The 21,436-nt window shown below is 64.5% G+C and carries 19 protein-coding genes; 9 read left to right on the forward strand and 10 right to left on the reverse strand.

Translation table 11 applies throughout. The features are described from left to right. Window positions 1-260 precede the first annotated feature (260 nt). The 4 genes from AC1DV8_RS18490 (at window position 261) to AC1DV8_RS18505 (ending at window position 5,263) form a co-directional block, all read left to right on the forward strand. A complete protein-coding gene (locus tag AC1DV8_RS18490; protein ID WP_477158455.1) occupies window positions 261-1,307 on the forward strand; it encodes an aldo/keto reductase in 1,047 nt (348 codons plus the stop codon). 195 nt (window positions 1,308-1,502) lie between these two features. Next, window positions 1,503-1,979, forward strand: a complete 477-nt coding sequence (gene rirA, locus AC1DV8_RS18495) for an iron-responsive transcriptional regulator RirA (protein WP_477151564.1) — start codon at window positions 1,503-1,505, stop codon at window positions 1,977-1,979. Window positions 1,980-2,321: 342 nt separating this feature from the next. Continuing rightward, a complete protein-coding gene (locus AC1DV8_RS18500; RefSeq protein WP_477158456.1) occupies window positions 2,322-4,133 on the forward strand; it encodes an ABC-F family ATP-binding cassette domain-containing protein in 1,812 nt (603 codons plus the stop codon). Between the two features lie 98 nt (window positions 4,134-4,231). Next, window positions 4,232-5,263: an aldo/keto reductase gene (locus AC1DV8_RS18505; protein ID WP_477158457.1), complete on the forward strand. Its 1,032-nt coding sequence runs from the start codon at window positions 4,232-4,234 to the stop codon at window positions 5,261-5,263. Between the two features lie 79 nt (window positions 5,264-5,342). On the opposite strand, the gene AC1DV8_RS18510 is transcribed toward AC1DV8_RS18505, so the two are convergent. Further along, the gene (locus AC1DV8_RS18510) at window positions 5,343-6,212 is read right to left on the reverse strand and encodes a LysR family transcriptional regulator (protein ID WP_477158458.1); all 870 of its coding nucleotides are present in this window, start codon (window positions 6,210-6,212) and stop codon (window positions 5,343-5,345) included. Between the two features lie 97 nt (window positions 6,213-6,309). Here AC1DV8_RS18510 and AC1DV8_RS18515 point away from each other — a divergent pair, with 97 nt between their 5' ends. Beyond that, window positions 6,310-6,717 carry a tautomerase family protein gene (locus AC1DV8_RS18515; RefSeq protein WP_477158459.1) on the forward strand — a complete coding sequence of 136 codons (408 nt, stop codon included), beginning with the start codon at window positions 6,310-6,312 and terminating at the stop codon, window positions 6,715-6,717. Window positions 6,718-6,807: 90 nt separating this feature from the next. On the opposite strand, the gene AC1DV8_RS18520 is transcribed toward AC1DV8_RS18515, so the two are convergent. Continuing rightward, on the reverse strand, window positions 6,808-7,806 hold the full coding sequence (locus AC1DV8_RS18520) for a LacI family transcriptional regulator (protein WP_477158558.1): 999 nt from the start codon (window positions 7,804-7,806) through the stop codon (window positions 6,808-6,810). A 684-nt stretch (window positions 7,807-8,490) separates the two neighbouring features. Here AC1DV8_RS18520 and AC1DV8_RS18525 point away from each other — a divergent pair. Next, complete coding sequence (locus AC1DV8_RS18525; RefSeq protein WP_477158460.1) at window positions 8,491-8,700, forward strand: hypothetical protein; 210 nt, start codon at window positions 8,491-8,493, stop codon at window positions 8,698-8,700. 23 nt (window positions 8,701-8,723) lie between these two features. Here the strand turns inward: AC1DV8_RS18525 and AC1DV8_RS18530 are convergent, their stop codons facing one another. From AC1DV8_RS18530 to AC1DV8_RS18555, 6 genes are all read right to left on the reverse strand, one after another. Then, window positions 8,724-10,088 carry an FGGY-family carbohydrate kinase gene (locus AC1DV8_RS18530; RefSeq protein ID WP_477158461.1) on the reverse strand — a complete coding sequence of 455 codons (1,365 nt, stop codon included), beginning with the start codon at window positions 10,086-10,088 and terminating at the stop codon, window positions 8,724-8,726. Further along, window positions 10,085-11,077 carry an ABC transporter permease gene (locus AC1DV8_RS18535; RefSeq protein WP_477158462.1) on the reverse strand — a complete coding sequence of 331 codons (993 nt, stop codon included), beginning with the start codon at window positions 11,075-11,077 and terminating at the stop codon, window positions 10,085-10,087. Before AC1DV8_RS18535 ends, AC1DV8_RS18530 begins: the two co-directional genes overlap by 4 nt. Continuing rightward, window positions 11,074-12,084, reverse strand: coding sequence for an ABC transporter permease (locus AC1DV8_RS18540; RefSeq protein ID WP_477158463.1), 1,011 nt, complete (start codon window positions 12,082-12,084; stop codon window positions 11,074-11,076). Before AC1DV8_RS18540 ends, AC1DV8_RS18535 begins: the two co-directional genes overlap by 4 nt. After that, the gene (locus tag AC1DV8_RS18545) at window positions 12,081-13,586 is read right to left on the reverse strand and encodes a sugar ABC transporter ATP-binding protein (RefSeq protein ID WP_477158464.1); all 1,506 of its coding nucleotides are present in this window, start codon (window positions 13,584-13,586) and stop codon (window positions 12,081-12,083) included. The genes AC1DV8_RS18540 and AC1DV8_RS18545 overlap by 4 nt, the downstream gene beginning before the upstream one ends. 191 nt (window positions 13,587-13,777) lie before the next feature. Next, complete coding sequence (gene rhaS, locus AC1DV8_RS18550) at window positions 13,778-14,773, reverse strand: rhamnose ABC transporter substrate-binding protein (protein ID WP_477151574.1); 996 nt, start codon at window positions 14,771-14,773, stop codon at window positions 13,778-13,780. Between the two features lie 42 nt (window positions 14,774-14,815). Then, window positions 14,816-15,631: a DeoR/GlpR family DNA-binding transcription regulator gene (locus tag AC1DV8_RS18555; RefSeq protein ID WP_477151575.1), complete on the reverse strand. Its 816-nt coding sequence runs from the start codon at window positions 15,629-15,631 to the stop codon at window positions 14,816-14,818. Window positions 15,632-15,809: 178 nt separating this feature from the next. Between AC1DV8_RS18555 and AC1DV8_RS18560 the strand changes: the two genes are divergently transcribed. Both AC1DV8_RS18560 and rhaI read left to right on the forward strand, forming a co-directional pair. Beyond that, complete coding sequence (locus tag AC1DV8_RS18560) at window positions 15,810-17,909, forward strand: bifunctional rhamnulose-1-phosphate aldolase/short-chain dehydrogenase (RefSeq protein WP_477158465.1); 2,100 nt, start codon at window positions 15,810-15,812, stop codon at window positions 17,907-17,909. A gap of 162 nt (window positions 17,910-18,071) precedes the next feature. Further along, window positions 18,072-19,364, forward strand: coding sequence for an L-rhamnose catabolism isomerase (gene rhaI / locus AC1DV8_RS18565; RefSeq protein ID WP_477158466.1), 1,293 nt, complete (start codon window positions 18,072-18,074; stop codon window positions 19,362-19,364). Window positions 19,365-19,431: 67 nt separating this feature from the next. Here rhaI and AC1DV8_RS18570 read toward each other — a convergent pair whose 3' ends face one another. Continuing rightward, entirely contained in the window at window positions 19,432-19,806 is a 375-nt protein-coding gene (locus AC1DV8_RS18570; protein ID WP_477158467.1) for an Atu4866 domain-containing protein, read from the reverse strand. Further along, complete coding sequence (locus tag AC1DV8_RS18575) at window positions 19,799-19,933, reverse strand: hypothetical protein (RefSeq protein ID WP_477151579.1); 135 nt, start codon at window positions 19,931-19,933, stop codon at window positions 19,799-19,801. The genes AC1DV8_RS18570 and AC1DV8_RS18575 overlap by 8 nt, the downstream gene beginning before the upstream one ends. A gap of 188 nt (window positions 19,934-20,121) precedes the next feature. On the opposite strand from AC1DV8_RS18575, the gene AC1DV8_RS18580 reads away from it, so the two are divergent. Beyond that, on the forward strand, window positions 20,122-21,024 hold the full coding sequence (locus AC1DV8_RS18580; protein WP_477151580.1) for an AraC family transcriptional regulator: 903 nt from the start codon (window positions 20,122-20,124) through the stop codon (window positions 21,022-21,024). Window positions 21,025-21,436: the final 412 nt, after the last annotated feature.

Here is a 21,436-nt window from a genome sequence, read left to right on the forward strand (position 1 = left end):
TGGGCACCCGTCCACCGTTTCCGTGCCTGGCACGGCGTGCGAACGCTTCCTCATGGTCCCCGCAAAAACCCCGAACAGTTCCGGCGTGGCGACGGCCTTCATATTGCGGACTACCCGCGTGGTCGAAGCCACGCCGGAACCGCCCGACTACCCGAGCACCCCGGAGCCGAGTGGCTGTCGGGCAATTTGTCCTGGCCGGCCCTCCCCATTGTCATCGGGCTGGTCTAGGGTCCGCGCCGACGAATTACTGGAGGGACATCATGGAATATCGGTTGCTCGGCCGCTCCGGCCTAAAGGTCTCATCGCTGTCGATCGGCACGGTGACGTTCGGCAATGACGGCTCGTGGGGCGAGACAGAACTCAAGGACGCGCAGCGCCAGATCGACCTCTGCCTCGATCACGGGATCAACCTGATCGACACCGCCAATGTCTACAACGCCGGCAAGTCCGAAAGCATGATCGGCGAAGCGCTGGTGGATGGGCGGCGCGACAAGCTGCTGATCTCCTCCAAGGTGCGCTTTCCCACCGGCAAGGGCCCGAACGACCAGGGCCTCAGCCGCTGGCATATCATCCGCGAATGCGAGAACTCGCTCAAGCGGCTGAAGACCGACGTCATCGACATCTATCACGTGCACGAATGGGACGGGCAGACGCCGCTCGAGGAGACCGTCGAGGCTCTCGATACGCTGGTGAAGCAGGGCAAGATCCGCTACGCCGCCTCGTCGAACTTTTCGGCCTGGCACCTGATGAAGGCGCTCTCCATTGCCGACGCGGCGCACTACCAGCGCTTCGTTGCCCAGCAGATTCACTACACGCTCTATTCGCGCGAGGCCGAGTTCGAACTCGTGCCGCTCGGGCTCGACCAGGGCGTCGGCATTCTCGTCTGGTCGCCGCTGGCCGGCGGTTGGCTCTCGGGCAAGTACACCCGCAACACCAAGCCGGAAAGCGGACGGCAGGTTACCGGTTTCAGGGAGCCCCCGATCTACGACGCGGATCGGCTCTGGGACATCGTCGATGTGATCAACGAGGTAGCGGCAGCCCACGACGTCTCCGGCGCACAGGTGTCGCTGGCCTGGCTGCTGCAACGACCACTAGTGGCCTCGGTGATCATCGGCGGGCGCAGCACAGCGCAGTTCGAGGACAACCTGAAGTCGGTCGACCTGAAGCTCACCGCCGAGGATGTGGCAAAGCTCGACAAGGTCAGCCAGCCGAACCTGCCTTATCCCTACTGGCATCAGAGCTTCACCGCGCAGGACCGCCTCGGCGAGGCCGACCTCGCGTTGCATCGGCCATACATGGACGAATGACCAATGGTGCGGGCAGGCCGATCTCCCCTGCCCGCACAATCCTGAACCGCGGCGTCATGTTTTCTTGACTAAGTTTAGAACCGTTATAAAGTGTGAGGCAGTTCCAGACCCCAGCCAGCCGGAAGACTCCCTGAAAAGCGGGGCTTCCGTGGGGAAGCAGCAGAAGTCGGCGGTGACCGCCGAATCGGAGATTCGATGAGACTGACTCGCCAGTCCAACTATGCCATCCGCACCCTGATCTATTGCGCGGTGAACGACCCTGGCCTCAGCCGCGTCGCCGACATCGCCAAGGCGCACGCCATTTCAGAACTGTTCCTGTTCAAGCTGATCAAGCCCTTGGTCGAGAACGGGCTGATCGAGACGGTGCGCGGCCGCCGCGGCGGCATCAAGCTCGGCCGTCCGGCCGATGAGATCACACTGCTCGATACCATCCGCCTCACCGAGGAGAGCTTCTCGATGGCGGAGTGCTTCGAGGACGGCGACATCACGTGTCCGCTGGCCGAGAGCTGCGACGTCAATGCGGCGCTGCGCGAGGCGCTGGGGGCGTTCTTCAACGTGCTCGAGAGCTACACCATCGCCGACCTGGCCTCGAAGCGTAAGTCGCTGCGCGAGCGGCTCGGCCTCAAGTTCGAGGACATGGAACCGGTGCTGATCGCCCAGGCGGCACACTGACCGCTCCGTACAAGTAGCGGATGCCGGACCGACTCCAACCGCCCGGCACCCGCCCTTTCGCTGCACACGCCCGACCCGAAGGGCGTTGCTCGTGCAGCGGAACCCAGTCTCTCTGGGATTGCCGGCAGGCGGCCAAGGGCCCGGAATAGTGGACCCTCGGAGACCTGCCAATCTGCCCCGAAGCCCGCGGCAACGCGTTTTTGCCAAGTCGCAGTTGAACGGCTTCTGACTCCGGCCGTTAGGCCCGGTTCATTCATCTTTGTGGCGGGCACGGCGTCGCGTTGATCTCGCGGCCCGCACGTGCTCTATGCCGCCCGACCCCTCTAGACCCCGGACTTCCCGATGGCCCCCGCGCCCATTCTGTTCCTGCAGCAAATTCGCCTGAGACTCGGCTCGACCGAATTGCTCGAGGGCGCCGAACTGCAGCTGATGCCCGGCGAGAAGGTGGCGCTGGTGGGTCGCAACGGTTCGGGCAAGTCGACGCTGCTGAAGATCGCCGCCGGCGAGATCGAAGCCGACGGCGGCCGCCGCTTTCTGCAGCCGGGCGCCACCATCCGCTACCTGCCGCAGGAGCCAGACCTCTCCGGCTATGCTGATGTGCTCAGCTATGTCGAAGCGGGCATGCAGGCGGGCGACGATCACTACCGGGCGACCTACCTGCTCAACCATCTCGGCCTCACCGGCACCGAGGAACCGTCGCGGCTCTCGGGCGGGGAAGCTCGCCGGGCGGCGCTGGCCCGGGTGTTGGCGCCCGAGCCCGATATCATCCTGCTGGACGAGCCCACCAACCATCTCGACCTGCCGGCCATCGAGTGGCTGGAAAACGAGCTGTCATCGATCCGCTCGGCGCTGGTGATCATCAGCCACGACCGCCGTTTCCTTGCCGATCTCACCCGCTCGACCGTCTGGCTCGATCGCGGCACCACCCGCCGCCTCGACAAGGGGTTCGGGGGCTTCGAGGAATGGCGCGACCAGGTGCTGGAGGAGGAAGAGACCGCCCGGCACAAGCTCGACCGGCAGATCGTCCGCGAGGAGCACTGGCTGACCTACGGCGTTACGGCGCGGCGCAAGCGCAACGTGCGCCGCCTCGACGGCCTGTTCGCGCTGCGCCAGGAGCGGCGCGACCTGAAGCGCTCGGTCGGTGACGTGAAGATCTCGGTTTCCGAGGGCGAGACCTCAGGCAAGATGGTGATGGAGGCCAAGGGCATCTCCAAGGCCTTCGGCGAACGGGTCATCGTCAACGATTTCACCACCAGGGTGATCCGCGGCGACCGGCTCGGCATCATCGGCGCCAACGGCGCCGGCAAGACCACGCTGATCAAGCTGCTGACCGGCGTGCTGGAACCTGATAGCGGCACGGTACGGCTCGGCGCCAATCTCGAACTCGCCAGCCTCGACCAGCGTCGCGCCTCGCTCACCGCCGACATGACGCTGAAGGAAGCGGTGACCGGCGGCGGTTCCGACACCCTGATCATCAACGGCCAGCCCAAGCACTTCATGGGCTACCTCAAGGACTTCCTGTTCGGGCCCGAGCAAGCCGGCACGGCGGTCAGCAAGCTCTCGGGTGGCGAGCGCGGCCGGCTGGTGCTGGCCCGCGTCCTGGCGCTGCCCTCCAATGTGCTGGTGCTGGACGAACCGACCAACGATCTAGATCTCGAAACGCTCGACCTGCTGCAGGAAATGCTTGCCGACTATCCGGGCACGGTGATCGTGGTCAGCCACGATCGTGACTTCCTCGACCGGGTGGCGACCTCGGTGATCGTCTCCGACGGCGGTGGCCAGTGGACCGAGTATCCGGGCGGCTATTCGGACATGGTCACCCAGCGCGGCTATGGCGTCACCGCGCCGCCCAATGCGGGCAAGACCAAGGGTGGCAAGCAGGCGGCCTTGCCGCAGACCACCTCGCATCCGGCAAAGCAAAAGCTCAGCTTCAAGCAGAAGCACGCGCTGGAAACGCTGCCCAAGGAGATGGCGAAACTCGAAGCCGAGATCGCCAAGCTCAACGGCACGCTCGCCGATGGCAGCCTCTACGCCAAGAACCCGCAGAAGTTCACCGACACCGGCAAGGCGCTGGAAAAGGCCCAGGCAGCTCTCGCCAAGGCCGAGGACGAGTGGCTGACGCTGGAAGCACTGCGCGAACAAATCGAAGGCTAGCGCGTCTTTCTATCGTCATTAGCCGATGGTCGACTCGACGGAACATCCGACGCGCGCTAGACACGCGTTGAAGCGATTCAATCCATCGAGGGAATACCATGCAGTATCGAAAGCTCGGCAATAGCGGCGCCGTCGTCTCCGCCTTCACTCTTGGCACGATGACCTTCGGTGCCGAAGCCGACGAAGCCACCTCGTTCCAGCTGATGGACGATTATGTCGCCGCCGGCGGCAACTTCCTCGATACCGCCGACGTCTACTCCGCCGGCAAGTCCGAAGAGATTGTCGGCCGCTGGCTGAAGGCCCGTCCGGACGCGGCAAAGCAGGTGGTGGTGACCACCAAGGGCCGCTTCCCGATGGGGACCGGGCCGAACGATCTCGGCCTCTCGCGCCGGCATCTCGGCCAGGCGCTCGACGCGTCGCTGCGCCGTCTTGGCGTCGAGCAGGTCGACCTCTACCAAATGCACGCCTACGACGCGTTGACCCCGCTGGAGGAGACGCTGCGCTTCCTCGACGACTCGATCCGCAACGGCAAGATCGCCTATTACGGCTTCTCCAACTTCATCGGCTGGCAGCTGACCAAGGCGTCGTTCCTCGCCAAGATGGGCAACCTCGCGCCGCCGGTGACGCTGCAGCCGCAATACAACCTGCTGGTCCGCGACATCGAGCACGAGATCGTACCGGCGGCGCTCGACGCCCAAATCGGGCTCTTGCCGTGGTCGCCGCTGGGCGGCGGCTGGCTGTCGGGCAAGTACAAGCGCGACCAGCAGCCGACCGGCGCCACCCGCCTGGGCGAGAACCCGAACCGCGGCTCGGAATCGTATGGCCCGCGCAACGCGCAGGAGCGGACCTGGCGGATCATCGGCGCGCTGCAGGACGTATCCGAGACCCTCGGCGTGTCGATGGCGCAGGTCGCCCTCGCCTGGCTCGCCGACCGCCCGGCGGTGACCTCGGTGATTCTGGGGGCACGTACGCGTGAGCAGTTGGCGGACAATCTCGCTGCCGCTGGTCTCAAGCTCGATGCCGAGAACACGCAGAAGCTGACCGACGCCAGCGCGCCGGAGATTGCGGATTATCCGTACGGCAAGGGCGGGGTGAACCAGCGCCACCGCAAGATCGAGGGTGGGCGCTAACTCATCCCCCAGCATCGGCGACCCGCTGATCGGAAGGGTGCTGACCTATGACGGCAAGGACGCTCCAGTTTGGCGAGTTTTAGGTCTGAGGTGGCGGGGCTGGGAAACTGGCCACCGCTTCTCTCAGCCAGGCCACGAAATGCTCCGTCTTCCGTCTCCCAGGCCGGTCGACCCTCACGACATAGCGGTAATTGCTGTCCAGAAAGCCGAGAGGCGCTAGCAGCCGGCCGCGTGTCACGTCCTCGGCAATGAGATGCCACGGTACGATTGCCGCACCGAGACCATTCAACGCCGCCTCGATGGTCAGATGATAATGGTCGAACGTTCGGATCGCGCCGGCATTGTCCTGCCGAGGCTCACCGGCGAGGCGCGCCCAATCTTGCCAGATCTGGCTGCGCGTCTGGGTCTCCAGGCGCGGCAACCCCGCCACATCGGCGATCGATGGCGCAACGACCATGCCGATTTTTTCGTGAAACAGCAGGCTGGCATTTTCCGGGGTCGGCGCGTCCGGCGGCACCACCAGGATCTGCGCATCGACTGGGGTGCGGACCGGCCTGTCGTCGGTGGCGAGGCGCACATCATAGCGCGGATATCGTGCGGCGAAATCATGCAGGCGGGGGATGAGCCAGCGCATCGCGAAAGTGCTGAGGCACCCCACATCCAGTATCGCGTCATCACTCTTGGCAATGATGCGCAGCGCGTCCTCCATCTGGTCGAAGGCGGCGGTGAGCGCGAAGCCGAAGACGCGGCCTTCCGCTGTCAACGTCGGACGATTGCGCGACCCCTCGAAAAGCGGCGTTCCAATAAGTACTTCGAGATGGCTGACATGGCGGCTGACCGCCCCATGCGTCACCGCGAGCTCCTCGGCTGCGGCGGTCAGCTGCCCATGGCGCGCGGCGGCTTCAAAAGCGCGCAGGGCCGCGAGGGGCAGGTTTCTTTGAAGTCTCATTGTGACTAGAGCTCACAACGAAACGGCCAAGGTGTCAATATGTACGGCGACGGCACTGTGATAATTCAGCCAGCATTGCAACGTGTCAGGTTGAGCCATGCCCTTCGTCAGAACCGCCGTCCCCTTCGGAATGGATTCCGCGCGCAGGCATCATATCGTTGAGGGCATTCATGACGCCCTGGTCGACAGCATCGGCATGCCCAGGGACGAGTTGTTCAACCTCGTCAACGAGTATCGCGATCAGGACTTCTTCTTCGACCGTGGCTTTAATGGCATTGCCCGTTCCGACGCGCTGATCGTAGTCGAGATCACCATGCGGCGGGGCAGGAGCGATGCGATGAAGCGGGCGCTCTATGCCGCAATTGTGCAAAATCTCGAAGCCCGGGCGGCCGTCTCCCCGAAGGACGTCTTCATCTTCGCCCATGAGAACGACTACTCGGACTGGAGTGTGGGCAACGGCGTTTTCGCCATGGCCCTGGCGCAGCAGCGCGGAGCCGACGGCTAAGCGTCAATGCAGTGCAGCACCGCTCTATCAACACCCTCGATGCCACGCCGGCCTTGTGCCGGGGCCCATCTCGAGATCAGGCCGCCGCCCTCAGAACCAGATCTCCGGTTCGTGCAAAATCTGCAGATTCTCCGCTGCTTCGCCATTAATCCGTCGGAGCAGCAGTTCGCCCATCTGCTTGCCGGCGAGCGCGGTGTCCTCGAAGATCGCGTCGACCTTGGGCCGCACCTGGCTGAAGATGCCGGAAGTCTGCTTCACCACCATCTGCACGTTATTGCCGATCTGACGGCCGGCATCGGTGATGCCCGCCATGATCGATAGGGCAGCGGCGTCGCCGGTGCAGATGAAGCCGTCCGGCGCGTCGGGCTCGGCGATCCGCCGCATGATGGCAAGGCGGATTTCGTCGGCGGTGTTGTCGAGCGTGGCGCCGTCGATGATCTCGTAAGCGAGCCCGGTCTCGTTGATCGCCGCCATGAAGCCGTCGCGCAGGTGATAGCCGAAGCTGAAACGGTCGGGCGGCAGGATGATCGTCACCTTGCGGCAGCCCTTGGCCTTGAGCCGCATCACCGCGTGATGGGCGAAGGCATAGTTGTCGTAGTCGACATAGGGGTGCGGTGACGGGAACGCCGTGCGCCCGTGCGAGACGAACGGAAAGTTCTCCTCCATCAGCAGCTTCACCCGGTCGTCGTCCGGCTCGGTGCGCGAGAAGATCACCCCATCGGCCGCCTTGTTGCGAAGGATGTAGAGGATCGGGTCGAGCGGCGAGGCATTGGCGTAGGTCGGCGTGATAACGAGGTGGTAGGGCGTGCCGCGCAGCGCCGCCGTCAGCCCCGAGACCATCGACTGGCCGAAGCCGAGGATTTCGTCGTGCGGATCGAGGATCAGGCCAATGACGTGGGTGCGCCCGGTCTTCAGCCGCAGGGCCGTGCGGTCGGGGACGTAGCCGATTTCGGCCGCGATCTTCTGCACCCGGACGCGGGTTTCCTCCGACAGTTCCGGCGCATTGTTGAGCGCACGCGAAATCGTGGTGATGGCGAGGCCGGTCATCTCTGCAATGGTGCGCAAGGTGGGCTTGCCGCCCGGCTTGATGGCGCCGTCAACGCCAAGAGGGCGACGACCTTTGGCGCGCTTCTTGTCGCGCGTTTCCGTATCGGCCAACGATGTCCTCCCTCGAGCGGATGATGCCTTCTTGCGAGGCATATTGGGTGAGCGGCGATGCTCCCCAGATCCGCTCAGGCGTAGCTCAACAGATTATGCAATCGATTTCAAGGCAGGAAGCCCAAGGCTTCCATCACGCTGGCATACTTTGGTAGCAACCGTTGCGGCGGCCATGACGACGCGCCGAGCTTTTCGTCCGATCAAATCTAACGGGCAGGAAATTTCACTTTGATGCTAGCGGTTTGGAACGCGCCGGGCTGGCGAAACGGCCGTGGCCCGCCTATGTTTGCGAGATCGACGACGAAAGCCGGATAGACCTGCGGCAGCCGACGCCGTATAACCACCAGATGGCGGACTCAGGTTCGCCACAGAAAAGCTGCGGGCGACGAGCTATTCTCGCCCTCATTGGAATCACCCAGGCCGATGGCCGCCGGAAGGAGACGAACATGCACATCGCAATTCGCACCACTCTCCAAACCGGGCTTATTGGTAAATGGGTAGATCGCTCCAACGGGTGTTACCGACCCCAACGAATGTGACCTCTGTCACCCATTCGTCTCACAGTTCAGGTAACACCCCGGCCGTCCCTAGAGACGTGCCGATGGAGGTCATTCCATGCAGCATGCCCCGTTCGAAAAGCCACATAGCGCCAAGCCCATAGCCGTCGATGTCGATGGCGAGCCGAAGGGTGTTCTGGTTGCGCTCGATGCAGGTTTCCGCTTCCTCGCCGTCAAGTTCGACGCGTTCGGAGTGGATGGCCAGATCTTCGAGAGCATCGAAGCTGCCGAGGCGGCAGTGCGCGATGCACTACGTCCCGAAGCATGACAAAGGGTCCCCGCTAGAGGCGCTTAGGTCATGATCTTCTGCCAGTCCAACGCATATCCGGCAGCAGCCGCATCGCCCTCAACCAGCGCCGCGGGCTGCCCATCGGCAAGCGGCCGATCCATCCGCGCCAGCAAGCCTGCTCCGATCGACGTGCCGGTCGCACTCCGCTTCACCGGCTCCACCGGACGCCCGGTCGCCGCCGCCAGCATCCGCAGATAGAGCGCGTTGCCGGCGAACGGGCCCTCGACCACGGTGTGGTTCTCGGCGCCGGTCAGGTCAAGGCATTCGGCGGTCATCATCGCCAGGTAGAACGAGGTGGCGACGTAGACCTCGTCATCGCTCAACTGGTCGCGCGGCACGGTCCACTGCGCCTGCCGGTTGGGGAACGGGCCCGAGCCCTGCACCACTGACGGGGTGAGGGTGATGCGCTCGCGGAGCACCCGCTCGATTGCTTCGGCTGAGGGTTCGCGCGGCGTCGTCAGCATCTCGAACTCTCGGCCGCCCATGAAGCGCGATGAAGGCACCGGACGGCCCAGCGCATCGATATTGGCGAGGCAATCGCGGGCCGGATCGAGGTGGTCGATATCGCCGCCGGGCGACGCCACGATCACCCAGGTGCCGGTGGAGACGAGGCCGAAGGGCGGGTCGCGCTCGAGCAGGTGCGGCAGCAGCGAAGCGTTGGAATCGTGGATGCCGGAATAGACCGGCAGCGGGCGCTTCAGTCCCAGCGCGGCGGTCACCGCAGGGAGGGTGACGCCGAGGACATCGGAGGCGGGGCGGACTTCGGGGAACTTGTCGAGCCAGCCCTGTTTCATCACCAGCGAGGAATAGAGGTCGGTGGTGAAATCCCACAGGTCGGTGTGGCAACCGAGCGAGGTGATCTCGGCGGCGGCGACGCCGGTGAGGCGGAACGACCAATACTGCGGATAGGGCAGGATCCACTTGGTTCGGGCGAATTCGGCTGGAAACGCATGGGCTTGCCAGAACAGCTGGGCCCCGAGGTTGAGCCCCCCAGGCAGCCGCGGGGTGAAGCTCTCGGAGAAATTCGGCCGGACCCGGTCGTACTCGGCCCAGAATTGGTCGGGGCCGGCGAACTCGTAGTCGAGCACCGGGAGGGCCAGCTCGCCATCGGCATCGATCAGCGCGGCGGAGGCACCGTGCGTAGTGACACTGAGGGCGTCGAACGGGATCTCGGCGTTCAGTTCGCGCAACGCGCCAATGACGAAATCCCAGAGCCCGTCGATGTCGAAATGCGGATACTTCCCATCGCGGAGCACGGAATTGGGCCGCTTGCGCACGGCGATCTCGGTGCGGGTGTCGAGATCGACGATAGCCACTTTTGCATTGGACTTGCCAATGTCGATGACCCCGACCTTGTGACAGGTCACTTGCGAATTATCCGGTAGACGATGGGGAGGGCGATCACCACGATAAGCAGCAGTCCGATGAAGATCGACATGACGATTCCGGGGACATTCAAGAGCCCCAGGCCGAACGTTACAAGCCCCATGATGAACGCGGCGATCACCACGCCGATGATCGAGCCGGCGCCGCCGAGGATGGAGACACCGCCGAGCACTACCATGGTGATGACCTCGAGTTCCCAGCCCTGGGCAATCGACGGGCGTGTCGAACCGAGCCGGCTGGTGAGCAGTACCGAGGCGATGCCGGCCATCAGCCCGGTCAGGCAGAACAGCACGAACTTGATGCGCTCGACGCGGACGCCGGAGAACTGCGCGGCGGTGGCGTTGTTGCCGATGACGAAGATGCGGCGCCCGAAGCTCGTCCGGTGCAGCACGACGTAGTAGATGGCGGCCGCGGCGAGGAAGAGCACGAACTCGAACGACACCACCCACCAGACATAGCCCTGGCCGAAGAAGGCGAAGCTTGCGGGGTAGCCCTTGAAGGCCTGGTCGCCCAGGACGATGAAGCTGATGCCGCGGAACAGACTCATCGTGCCGATGGTGACGACGATCGAGGGCAGCCCTAGGCGGGTAACGAGGAAGCCGTTGAAGGCGCCGCAGATCAGCCCCGTGCCGATGCCGATGGCGACCAGCCCCGGCGTATCGACGCCGAATTGCAGCGCGAAGCCCATGGCGGTCGAGGCCAGCGCGATGATCGCAGCGACCGAAAGATCGATCTCGCCCGAGATGATCAGCAGCGCCATGGCGAGCGCGATCAGCGCCTTCTCGGTGAAGTTGAAGGTCGCGTCGCTGAGCGACCAGGGCGAGAGGAAATAGGGCGAGGCCAGCGAGTTGGCGATGAAGATCGCCAGGGCGACCACCAGCAGCAGGCTCGGCCAGCTGAACAGCGCCGAACGCAGCGGGTTATCGAGCCGGTCGGGGATGTGGCGCGTGGCCGGGGTCTGGTCGTTCATGGTGCGACGGCCTCCGCCCGCTTGAGGATGATGCGGCCGGTCTTCTTGCCGGCGCGGGCGTTGAGGACGACGGCGAGGATGATCGCGGCGCCGGAAATGGCCATCTGCCAGAACGGCGAGACGCCGATCACCGGCAAAGCCGAGTTGATGACGCCGAGGAACAGCGCGCCGAGCAGCGCGCTGCCCACCGTGCCGACGCCGCCGGCGATCGAAACGCCGCCGATGACACAGGCAGCAATCACCTGCAGCTCGTAGCCCACCGCCGTCTCGGACGAGGCGATGACGTAGCGCGACACCCAGAGATAACCGCAAAGCCCGGCGACGAGCCCGGAAATGCAGAAGGCGATGAACTTGGTGCGGCCCACATTGATGCCGGCATAGACCGAGGCCGTCGGGTTGACGCCGATGGCATAGATCGAGCGGCCGATCGGGGTGCGGGTCATCACCACGTAGAACACTGCGGCGATGACGATGGCGAACCAGCTGAGCAGCGGCAGGCCGACGAGCTCAATGCGGGTGATTGAAATGAAGTCGGGCGTCATCTCGGCGGCGTTCACCCACTGGCCACTGGCGACGAGGAAGGTGGTGCCGCGATAGATGGTGAGGGTGCCCAAAGTCACGACGATTGCCGGGATATCGAGCTTCCAGACGAGGAAGCCGTTGATGGCGCCGAGTGCCAGCCCGATCAGTGGCGCGGCGAGGATCAACAACGGCACCGGGATCCAGGGCATGGTGGAGTTCAGCAGCGCGATCACCATGCCCGAGAGCGCCACGTTGGCGGCGATCGACAGGTCGATCGAGCGGGTCAGGATCACCACCATCTGGCCGAGCGCCAGGATCATCAGGATAGCGGTGTTGTTGAAGATGTCAGCGAGATTGGCCGGAGCGGCGAAGCTCGGTGCGCGGGTGGCGATGGCGCCGATCATCACCGCGATGCCGAGGGCGAGCCAGAGCTCGCGTGTTCGGAACAGCCGGCGCGGCGCGAGCGCAAAAGAACTCCGGTTCATGCCGCCACCTCATGGGCGCCGATGGCACGCTTGACCAGCGCGTCGGCGGTCAATCCCTTATTGTCGAGAATGGCGTCGATCCGCCCGGCGCGCATCACCACGATGCGGTCGGACATGCCCATCACCTCGGGCAGTTCGGACGACACCAGGATCACCGCGAGCCCCTCGGCCACCAGCTCGGCCATAAAGGCGTGGACGGCGGCCTTGGAGCCGATGTCGATGCCCTTGGTCGGCTCATCGAGGATGATCACCTTGGGCTGGGTGGCGAGCCATTTGGCGATCACCACCTTCTGCTGGTTGCCGCCTGATAGAGTGCCGGCATTCTGGCTGAGCGAGGCGGCGCGGAGGTCGAGCCGCTCGGTGTATTTCCGGGTCAGCGCGAACTCCTCCGCCATCTGCAGGAAGCCCTGGCGCGAGGTCTTCCTGAGGGACGGCAGGGAGACGTTCTGGACGATCGGCAGGTCGACCACCACGCCCTGCTTGCCGCGTTCCTCGGGCACATAGACGATACCCGCTTCGATGGCGTCGGCCGGCGAGTGCGGATCGAACGGCGCGCCGTCGAGGGTCATGGCGCCGCGCGAGGTGCGCGTCAGCCCGAAGATCGCCTGCATCACCTCGGAGCGGCCGGCGCCGACGAGGCCATAGAAACCGAGGATCTCGCCGCGGCGCAGCTCGAAGCCGATATCGTCGAATTCGGTGGGATGGCTCAGGCCATCGAGCTTCAGCACGGTCTCGCCGATGGTTGGCGCGCGCTCGGGGAAGATGTGATCGACCGAGCGGCCGACCATCATGCGGATGATGTCGTTCTGCGGCGTTTCGTTGATCAGTCCCTTGCCGATCATTTCGCCGTCACGGAACACCGCGAAGCGGTCGGCGATGCGGTAGATCTCGTCGAACTTGTGGCTGATGAACAGCACCGCCTTGCCGTCTTCCTTCAAGAGTTCGATCAGGACGAACAGGTCCTCGATCTCCTTATGGGAGAGCGCCGCTGTCGGCTCGTCCATGATCACCACTTCGGCGTCGATCGACATGGCGCGAGCGACGGCGACGAGGTGCTTGTTGGCAATCGACAGGTCGCGCAGCCGGGTCTCGGCGCCGATGTGGCTGGCGCCCATGTCGGCGAGCACCTGGCGGGCGTTCTTCCGCATCAGCGTCCAGTCGATGGTGCCGAAGCGAGTCTTGGGCGCGTGGCCCAGGTAGATGTTCTCGGCCACCGCGAGGTCGTCGAACAGCACGGTTTCCTGGTGGATGGCGGTGATGCCGAGCTCGAACGCCTTGTGGGCGGAGCTGAGGGTCACGGGCTTCCCGTCGAGCACGATCTCGCCGGCGTCGGGCTGGTAGATGCCGGTGAGGACCTTCACCAGGGTGGACTTGCCGGCGCCGTTCTCGCCGATCAGCGCGGTAACCTGGCCGGGATAGAGCTCGAGGCTAACCTCGTGCAGCGCCCGCACGCCGGGGAAGGACTTGGTGACGCCGGAGAGGGTGAGCTTGGGTTCGGGCATGCTGGGCATTGTACTCTTTGCCAACCCATTCACCGATGTCATCCCGGCGCAGGCCGGGATCCAGCCTGAGATATGGCTGTCGGCGTGGGTGGTGAGACCTCAGGATGGCCCCCGGCCTGCGCCGGGGTGACACCGTGGGTGTGGAAACAGAAGCCCGGCAGCGCGAGCGCCGCCGGGCCGGGTCAGCGACCTCAGTAGATCTTCGAGAACTCTTCGATGTTCGACTTGTTGAACTCGAACGGTGCGGCCATGGCGGCCGAGTTGGTGTCGTCCAGCGTGATCGAGCCGACGCGGCCGATCGAGATAGTGGCGCCCGGCTTGGCTTCGACCTTCTTGGTCGCGAGCTGGTAGGCGATCTGCACGGCCGAGTAGCCGAGGTCGATCGGGTTCCACAGCGCCACGGCCTGCGAAGCGCCGTTGTCGATGAACTGCTTGAACTCGGACGGCAGCGCGAGGCCGGTGACGTTGATCTTGCCGATCAGGTTGTCATCGGTCACCACCTGCGCGGCGGCAACGACGCCGACGGTGGTCGGTGCGATGATCGCCTTGAGGTTCGGGTAGGAGGCGATCAGGCCCTTGGCTTCGTTGGTGGATTTCACCGAGTCGTCATCGCCGTAGACCGTGGCGACGATGTTGAGCTTGGGGAACTTCTCGGGCTGCACCTTCTTGGCCGCTTCGATCCAGGCGTTCTGGTTCGTGGCAGTCGAGGAGGCCGAGAGGATCGCGACGTCGCCGCCATCCGGTAGGTAGTCGGCAGCGAGCTTCAGGATGGTCTCGCCGATCAGGTTGGTGTCGGACGGGTTGAGGTGAACCTGGCGGCCTTCGGCGGCAACGCCCGAGTCCCAGCTGATCACGGTGATGCCGCGTTCCATCGCCTTCTTCAGGGCGGGAACCAGCGCATCCGGATCGTTGGCCGAAATCGCGATGGCGTTGACGTTCTGGGCGATCAGCGAGTTGATGATTTCGATCTGGCCTTCGGCGGTTGCCGTGGTCGGGCCGGTATAGATCACCTCGACGTCGCCGAGTTCCTTGGCGGCTTCCTGCGCGCCCTTGTTGGCGGCATCGAAGAAGCCGTTGCCGAGCGACTTGACGACCAGCGCAATCTTGGTCTGGGCGAGCGCGGCGGGGGCCGACAGCATCACTGCGGTCAGCGCCGTGGCGACGGCCAGTTTCTTCAATAGGCTCATGATTTCCTCCCTGAGCGGTTGTTAGTCGTTATTGCCAGCCGGTCAGGCGACCGATTGGGATTTGTTGATCTCGGCGGTTTCCACGGCAGCATCGACCACAGTAAGGCCGACGCCGGCTTTCTCCAGCATGGTGCGATCCTCGTCGCGGATGCCGCCATCGGTGATGACCATGGTGATGCGATCGAGCCCGCAAAGGATCAGGCTGGAGCGCCCCTCGAACTTCGAGGAGTCCGCCAGAACGATCAGCTCTTCCGCCTGCCCGATCAGCGCCAGTTCGGACTGCACCACCATCGGGTCGGCTTCCATCAGGCCGTGCTGGCCGAGGCCCTGGCAGCCGATGAACATGCGCTTGGCGTAAAAGTGCGAGGCCACCACGCCGCCGAACGGCGAGAGGATGACGTTCTGCTCGCGATAGACGGTGCCGCCCGGAATGACGACGCTGTTGCGCGAATTGTGCAGCAGGTGCTCGGCGATACCGAAGCTGTTGGTGAACACCGAAAGCCGGCGGCCCGTCAGGTAGTGCACCATCTGATAGGTGGTGGTGCCGCCATTGATGATAATCGGCTCGCCGTCCTTGCAGAGGTCGGCGGCGGCGCGGGCGATGGCGCGCTTGGCGCCGATGTTGATCGTTTCGTTGACGGAGAAGGGACGGCCCATCAGGCTGCCCTGTTCGGGCGGGTTGATGGCCTCGGCGCCGCCACGCACACGGCGCAGCCGGCCCTGCACGTGCAGGGCTGCGATATCGCGGCGAATGGTGGCTTCCGACGTGCCGGTGATATCCACCAGATCGGCCACCGTCGCCAGTGGGCGCGCCTGGACCGCGGCCAGAATGACCCTGTGTCGCTCGGTTTCGTGCAAAGTCTTCTCCCTTACTGCCTCAATTTCACCAAAACCCGTCAGTGTCAATCATTGTGCGGCAGAGAGTGCGACTTTCGGCCCAACTCTGATTGTTATTGAGTGTTTCTGATTGACAGCGTCGGCCCTTCGGAGGCATGTCCGATACCAAATCAGGACCAATGCCTACGGGAGGAATATCATGTCGGGGACCGCGCCAGCGCGCCTGCAAAACCTTTGGGACGATGCCAAGGCAGCAGGGATGACCGAGCCGGAACGGCTGGTCTACCGCTCCAACATTCTCGGCTCGGACAAGCGCGTCACCAACTATGGCGGCGGCAACACCTCGTCGAAGATCTTCCAGAAGGACCCGCTGACCGGCCAGGACGTGGAAGTGCTGTGGGTGAAGGGCTCGGGCGGCGACTCGGCCTCGATCAAGCTCGACGGCTTCTCGACGCTCTATATGGACAAGCTCCGCGCGCTGAAGGGTCTCTATCGCGGGCTCGCGCACGAGGACGAGATGGTCGGCTACCTGCCGCACGCGACGTTCAACCTGAACCCGCGCGCCGCCTCGATCGACACGCCGCTGCACGCCTATGTGCCGCACGCCTTCGTCGACCACATGCACCCCGACGCGATCATCGCGATCGCGGCGAGCAAGGATAGCAAGGCGCTGACCAAGGAGATTTTCGGCGACGAGATCGGCTGGCTGCCGTGGAAGCGGCCGGGCTTCGAGCTCGGGCTGTGGCTGGAAAAGTTCTGCCTCGAGAACCCCGGCGCAAAGGGCGTGATCCTCGAGAGCCACGGGCTGTTCACCTGGGGCGACACGCCCAAGGAGTGCTACGAGCAGACCATCGACACCATCAACAAGGCGATCGCCTGGTTCGAAGGAAAGACCGCGGGCAAGGCGGCCTTCGGCGGCCAGGTGGTGGCTCCGCTGCCGGCGGCTGAGCGCCGGGTGATCGCAGCGCGGCTGATGCCGAAGATACGCGGGCTGATCTCCAACGAGTTCAAGATGCTCGGGCATTTTGACGACAGCGCCGCGGTGCTGGAGTTCGTCGGCTCGAAGGACCTGAAGCCGCTGGCGGCACTCGGCACCTCGTGCCCCGACCATTTCCTCCGCACCAAGATCCGGCCGCTGGTGATAGAATTCGATCCGGCACAGCCCGATATCGACGCGGTGGTGGCCGGGCTCGAGAAGGCGACGGCGGATTACCGCGCCGACTACGAGGGCTACTACAACCGCTGCAAGCACCCAGACAGCCCTGATATCCGCGATGCCAACGCCGTGGTCTACCTGATGCCGGGCGTCGGCATGTTCACCTTCGCCAAGGACAAGGCGACGGCCCGCATCTCGGGTGAGTTCTACGTCAACGCCATCAACGTGATGCGGGGAGCATCTGCGGTATCCACGTACCAGGGGTTGAGCGAGCAGGAAGCGTTCGACATCGAGTACTGGCTGCTCGAGGAGGCGAAGCTCTCCCGCATGCCGAAGCCGAAGTCGCTGGCCGGCCACATTGCGCTGGTCACCGGCGGCGCCGGCGGCATCGGCAAGGCGACGGCGGTGCGGCTGCTGCGCGAGGGCGCGTGCGTGGTGCTCGCCGATATCGACGAGACGGCGCTGGCTGCAGCCAACGACGAACTCGCCAAGGTGTTCGGCAAGGACGTGGTCCGGCCGGTCAACCTCAACGTCACCAAGGAAGAGGCGGTGATCTCGGGCTTCGCCTACACCGCGGTGGAGTTCGGCGGCATCGACATTCTCGTGTCCAATGCCGGGCTCGCCTCCTCCGCGCCGATCGAGGAGACCTCGCTCGAGCTGTGGAACAAGAACATGGACATCCTGTCGACGGGGTATTTCCTCGTCAGCCGGGAAGCCTTCCGCATGTTCCGGGCGCAGAAGCTCGGCGGCAACGTGGTGTTCGTGGCCAGCAAGAACGGGCTCGCCGCGTCGCCGAATGCCGCGGCCTATTGCACGGCCAAGGCCGCCGAAATCCACCTCGCCCGCTGCCTCGCGCTGGAAGGCGCGGCCGAGCAGATCCGCGTCAATGTGGTGAACCCCGATGCCGTGCTGCGCGGCTCGAAGATCTGGGCTGGCGAATGGCTGGAACAGCGCGCCTCGACTTACAAGACCGACAAGGAGGGGCTCGAGGAAATGTATCGCCAGCGCTCCATGCTCAAGCTGAGCGTGTTCCCCGAGGACATCGCCGAGGCGATCTACTTCTTCGCCTCCGAGATGTCGGCCAAATCCACCGGCAACATCATCAACGTCGACGCGGGCAACGCGCAGAGCTTTACGCGGTAAGCGAGAAAGGCCCCCTCACCCGGCGCTGACGCGCCGACCTCTCCCCCAAAGGGAGAGGTGTGATGGGGCGAGATCGTGCCTTCGCATTACCTCTCTCCCTCTGCGGGAGAGGTCGCCGCAAAGCGGCGGGTGAGGGGGCCTTTTGAACTGAGGGGAGAGAACATGACCGACCAACTCATCGACCAGTCCGTGGTCGACCAGACCAATGACGCCAACCGCAAAGCGCTGGGTTCCGACTACGCGCATCTGGGCGAGCAGCTCAGCCGGCGCGGCATCGATATCGACGCGGTGCTGAAGAAGGTCTCGGCCTACACCGTCGCCGTTCCCTCCTGGGGCGTCGGCACCGGCGGCACGCGCTTTGCAAAATTCCCCGGCGAGGGCGAGCCGCGCGACATCTTCGACAAGCTCGAGGACTGCTCGGTGATCAACCAGCTGACGCGCGCCACGCCGAATGTCTCGCTGCACATTCCGTGGGACAAGGCCGATGCGAACCGACTGAAGCAGGCGGCAAGCCGTTTCGGGCTGGGGTTCGATGCGATGAACTCCAACACCTTCTCGGATGCGCCGGGCCAGAAGCACTCGTACCGCTACGGCTCGCTCGCCAACTACGCCAAGGAAACGCGGCAGCAGGCGATCGAGCACAATCTCGAGTGCATCGAAATCGGCAAGACCATTGGGTCGAAGGCGCTGACGGTGTGGATCGGCGACGGCTCGAACTTCCCCGGCCAGGTGAACTTCACCAGGGTGTTCGAGTACTATCTCGACGCCATGAAGGCGATCTACGCCGACCTGCCGGCTGACTGGAAGCTCTTCACCGAGCACAAGATGTACGAGCCGGCGTTCTACTCGACCGTGGTGCAGGACTGGGGCACCAACTACCTGATCGCCACTGAACTCGGCGACCAGGCGCAGTGTCTCGTCGACCTCGGGCACCATGCGCCGAACGTCAACATCGAGATGATCGTCGCCCGGCTGATCCAGTTCAAGAAGCTCGGCGGCTTCCACTTCAACGATTCGAAATACGGCGACGACGACCTCGATACCGGCTCGATCGACCCCTACCGGCTGTTTCTGGTGTTCAACGAGCTGGTCGACGCCGAGCTGCGCAACACCGAGGGCTTCGAGCCGGCGCACATGCTGGACCAGAGCCACAACGTCACTGACCCGATCGAGTCGCTGATCCGCTCAGCCAACGAAGTGCGCCGCGCCTATGCGCTGGCGCTGCTGGTCGACCGCAAGGCGCTCGAAGGCTTCCAGGAAAGCAATGATGCGCTGATGGCGTCGGAAACGCTGAAGACGGCGTTCCGCACCGATGTCGAACCGATCCTCGCCAAGGCCCGTCTCGATGCGAACGGGGCGATCGACCCGATCGCGGCTTATCGCAGGGCTGGGTATCGCCAGCGCGTCGCGGCCGTCCGCCCGGCGGTTGCTGCGGGTGGCGGCGGCATCGTCTAGTTCGACCACCTCGAAAAGCAAAGGCCCGCCGGTTGGCGGGCCTTTTTCGTTGCAGCGCAGGACCGGGTCAGTCCCGCGCGTACATCACAATGCCGGCGTGATAGAGCACGCCGCCCATGAAATCGCCATCGGCCGAGAAGCCGGTGTCGTCGCGATACTCGATGTGGTCGCCCTCGATACGATAGTCGCCCTGATAGGCGACCTCGAGATGGCCGCGGGCTTCGATGTAGCGGCCATTGGGCAGGAGCGCCTGGCGGATCTCGCCGTCCTCGGTGACCCACAGCCCGATGTAGTCGTGCTTGGTGTGCATCTGTGAAACTCCATAAGCGGTGGCGGTGTGCCGGCCTGCCTGTGGCAGGCCGAAGGTGATGCCTGCGACCAGTGCAAGCGCGGCGATCAGCACCGCGCCGGCGAACGTCGCGACGATCCGGCGCCTAGCCATTCATGCTCCGCCGCTCGCGGCGGGGCCGCCGCGGCGTCGCGTTCACCTGCTTCAGAAGCTTGTTGGTGATGGCGAGGATGGCCGCGGGCTGCAGGGTCCGGGCGATGTTGGAAAGATCGATGTTCATTTTGGGGTCCTCGCTTTCTGCCGCCGATGTTCGTCCATCCGCGGTGACAGCTATATCGCTCACGGGAGCCCCGGAGCGGTAGACCGATCCTCCAGAGTGATTGCACAATCCTCCAAAACATCGTGATCGATGGTGACTCGTGCACGCGAAGTGCTATGTAACTCGCACGCAGAATGAAGGAATTGGTCATGGATCGCATGGACGAACTCAAAGCGGCGATTGCACAGTTCGCAACGTCAGATGGTATTCAGGCAACGCCGATCGAAGGCATGTCACTGGTGCGGATCTCGCATCCGTCCGAGCCGATGCATGCCGTGCACCACCCGGCGCTGTGCATCGTGGCGCAGGGGCGAAAGCGCGTCATCGCCGGTGATCGGGTGATGAATTACGACGCGTCGAACTTCCTCGTCGTCTCGGTCGATACGCCGGTGATCGGCCAGGTGGTCGAAGCGACGCCGGAGGAGCCGTACCTCTGCGTGAAGCTGGAACTCGATGCCGCCGAGATCGGCGCGCTGCTGATCGAGGTCGGCGGCGTGACCGCAGCCGCGGCAGCCGACGCCGAGCCGAGCGTCACGGTCAGCCCGATCATGCCCGAACTGCTCGATGCCGCCATCCGGCTGGTGAAGCTGCTCGAGCGGCCGCAGGACCTCGCGGTGCTCGGCCCGATGATCAAGCGCGAGATTCTCTACCGACTGCTGCGCTCCGACCAGGCGACCAAGCTGCAGCAGATCGCGCTGGCTGAGAGCCGGCTGCAGCAGGTCAATCGCGCCATCGGCTGGATCAAGTCCAACTTCCGCGACAGCTTTGCCATCGAGACGGTGGCCATCGAGGCGCGGATGAGCCCCTCGGCGCTGCATTTCCATTTCAAGGCGGTAACGGCGATGAGCCCGCTGCAGTACCAGAAGCAGCTGCGGCTGCAGGAAGCGCGTCGGCTGATGCTGTCGGAAGCGCTCGACGCAGCGACCGCCGGCCACCGCGTCGGCTATGACAGCCCCAGCCAGTTCAGCCGCGAGTACGCCCGCACCTTCGGCGCGCCACCGCTGCGGGATGTGGCGCGCCTGAAGGCCGGCGACCTACTCTCGGCCGGCTGACCGTCTAGCCGGCGAGTGCCACCCTCCGCTTGAGGACGAACCCCGAAAGGAGCAGCGCCAGCAACGTTGCGCCGACCGGCACCGCCAGCGCCAGCCGGATCGCCTCGAGTTCGGCGGCGGGTCCTTAACTGCTGCGCGCCCTCGACGGCATCAGCCATCGCATGCTGGCAGCCACGCTGCGGCAGCTCGAGCGCGACGCTGTTCCAGACGCTATTGAAGCTCGCTGAACGGACCGAGGCCAACCAGTCGGTCATCGAGCACTCGCGCGCCCGTTTCGACGCGGTCGCCGCCGAGCGGTGAATGTGGTCGGCCTCGATGACCTCATGTCCTGCGAGTTGTCACCGCGCCGCAACACAGCTTAAGCGGCCTGCTTAAGCCCACATAAACCGGCCACATTTAACTTGGATAGCCA

It is taken from the genome of Devosia sp. P3_B2 (assembly GCF_056402875.1).

Bases quoted from the DNA above. Each gene is read 5' to 3' on its own strand.
- AC1DV8_RS18505 (WP_477158457.1), top strand. From the start codon at position 4,232: ATGCAGTATCGAAAGCTCGGCAATAGCGGCGCCGTCGTCTCCGCCTTC.
- AC1DV8_RS18545 (WP_477158464.1), bottom strand. From the start codon at position 13,586: ATGCCCGAACCCAAGCTCACCCTCTCCGGCGTCACCAAGTCCTTCCCC.
- AC1DV8_RS18570 (WP_477158467.1), bottom strand. From the start codon at position 19,806: ATGGCTAGGCGCCGGATCGTCGCGACGTTCGCCGGCGCGGTGCTGATC.
- rirA (WP_477151564.1), top strand. From the start codon at position 1,503: ATGAGACTGACTCGCCAGTCCAACTATGCCATCCGCACCCTGATCTAT.
- AC1DV8_RS18535 (WP_477158462.1), bottom strand. From the start codon at position 11,077: ATGAACGACCAGACCCCGGCCACGCGCCACATCCCCGACCGGCTCGAT.
- AC1DV8_RS18500 (WP_477158456.1), top strand. From the start codon at position 2,322: ATGGCCCCCGCGCCCATTCTGTTCCTGCAGCAAATTCGCCTGAGACTC.
- AC1DV8_RS18540 (WP_477158463.1), bottom strand. From the start codon at position 12,084: ATGAACCGGAGTTCTTTTGCGCTCGCGCCGCGCCGGCTGTTCCGAACA.
- rhaI (WP_477158466.1), top strand. From the start codon at position 18,072: ATGACCGACCAACTCATCGACCAGTCCGTGGTCGACCAGACCAATGAC.
- AC1DV8_RS18575 (WP_477151579.1), bottom strand. From the start codon at position 19,933: ATGAACATCGATCTTTCCAACATCGCCCGGACCCTGCAGCCCGCGGCC.
- AC1DV8_RS18525 (WP_477158460.1), top strand. From the start codon at position 8,491: ATGCAGCATGCCCCGTTCGAAAAGCCACATAGCGCCAAGCCCATAGCC.
- AC1DV8_RS18510 (WP_477158458.1), bottom strand. From the start codon at position 6,212: ATGAGACTTCAAAGAAACCTGCCCCTCGCGGCCCTGCGCGCTTTTGAA.
- AC1DV8_RS18515 (WP_477158459.1), top strand. From the start codon at position 6,310: ATGCCCTTCGTCAGAACCGCCGTCCCCTTCGGAATGGATTCCGCGCGC.
- AC1DV8_RS18560 (WP_477158465.1), top strand. From the start codon at position 15,810: ATGTCGGGGACCGCGCCAGCGCGCCTGCAAAACCTTTGGGACGATGCC.
- AC1DV8_RS18580 (WP_477151580.1), top strand. From the start codon at position 20,122: ATGGATCGCATGGACGAACTCAAAGCGGCGATTGCACAGTTCGCAACG.
- rhaS (WP_477151574.1), bottom strand. From the start codon at position 14,773: ATGAGCCTATTGAAGAAACTGGCCGTCGCCACGGCGCTGACCGCAGTG.
- AC1DV8_RS18490 (WP_477158455.1), top strand. From the start codon at position 261: ATGGAATATCGGTTGCTCGGCCGCTCCGGCCTAAAGGTCTCATCGCTG.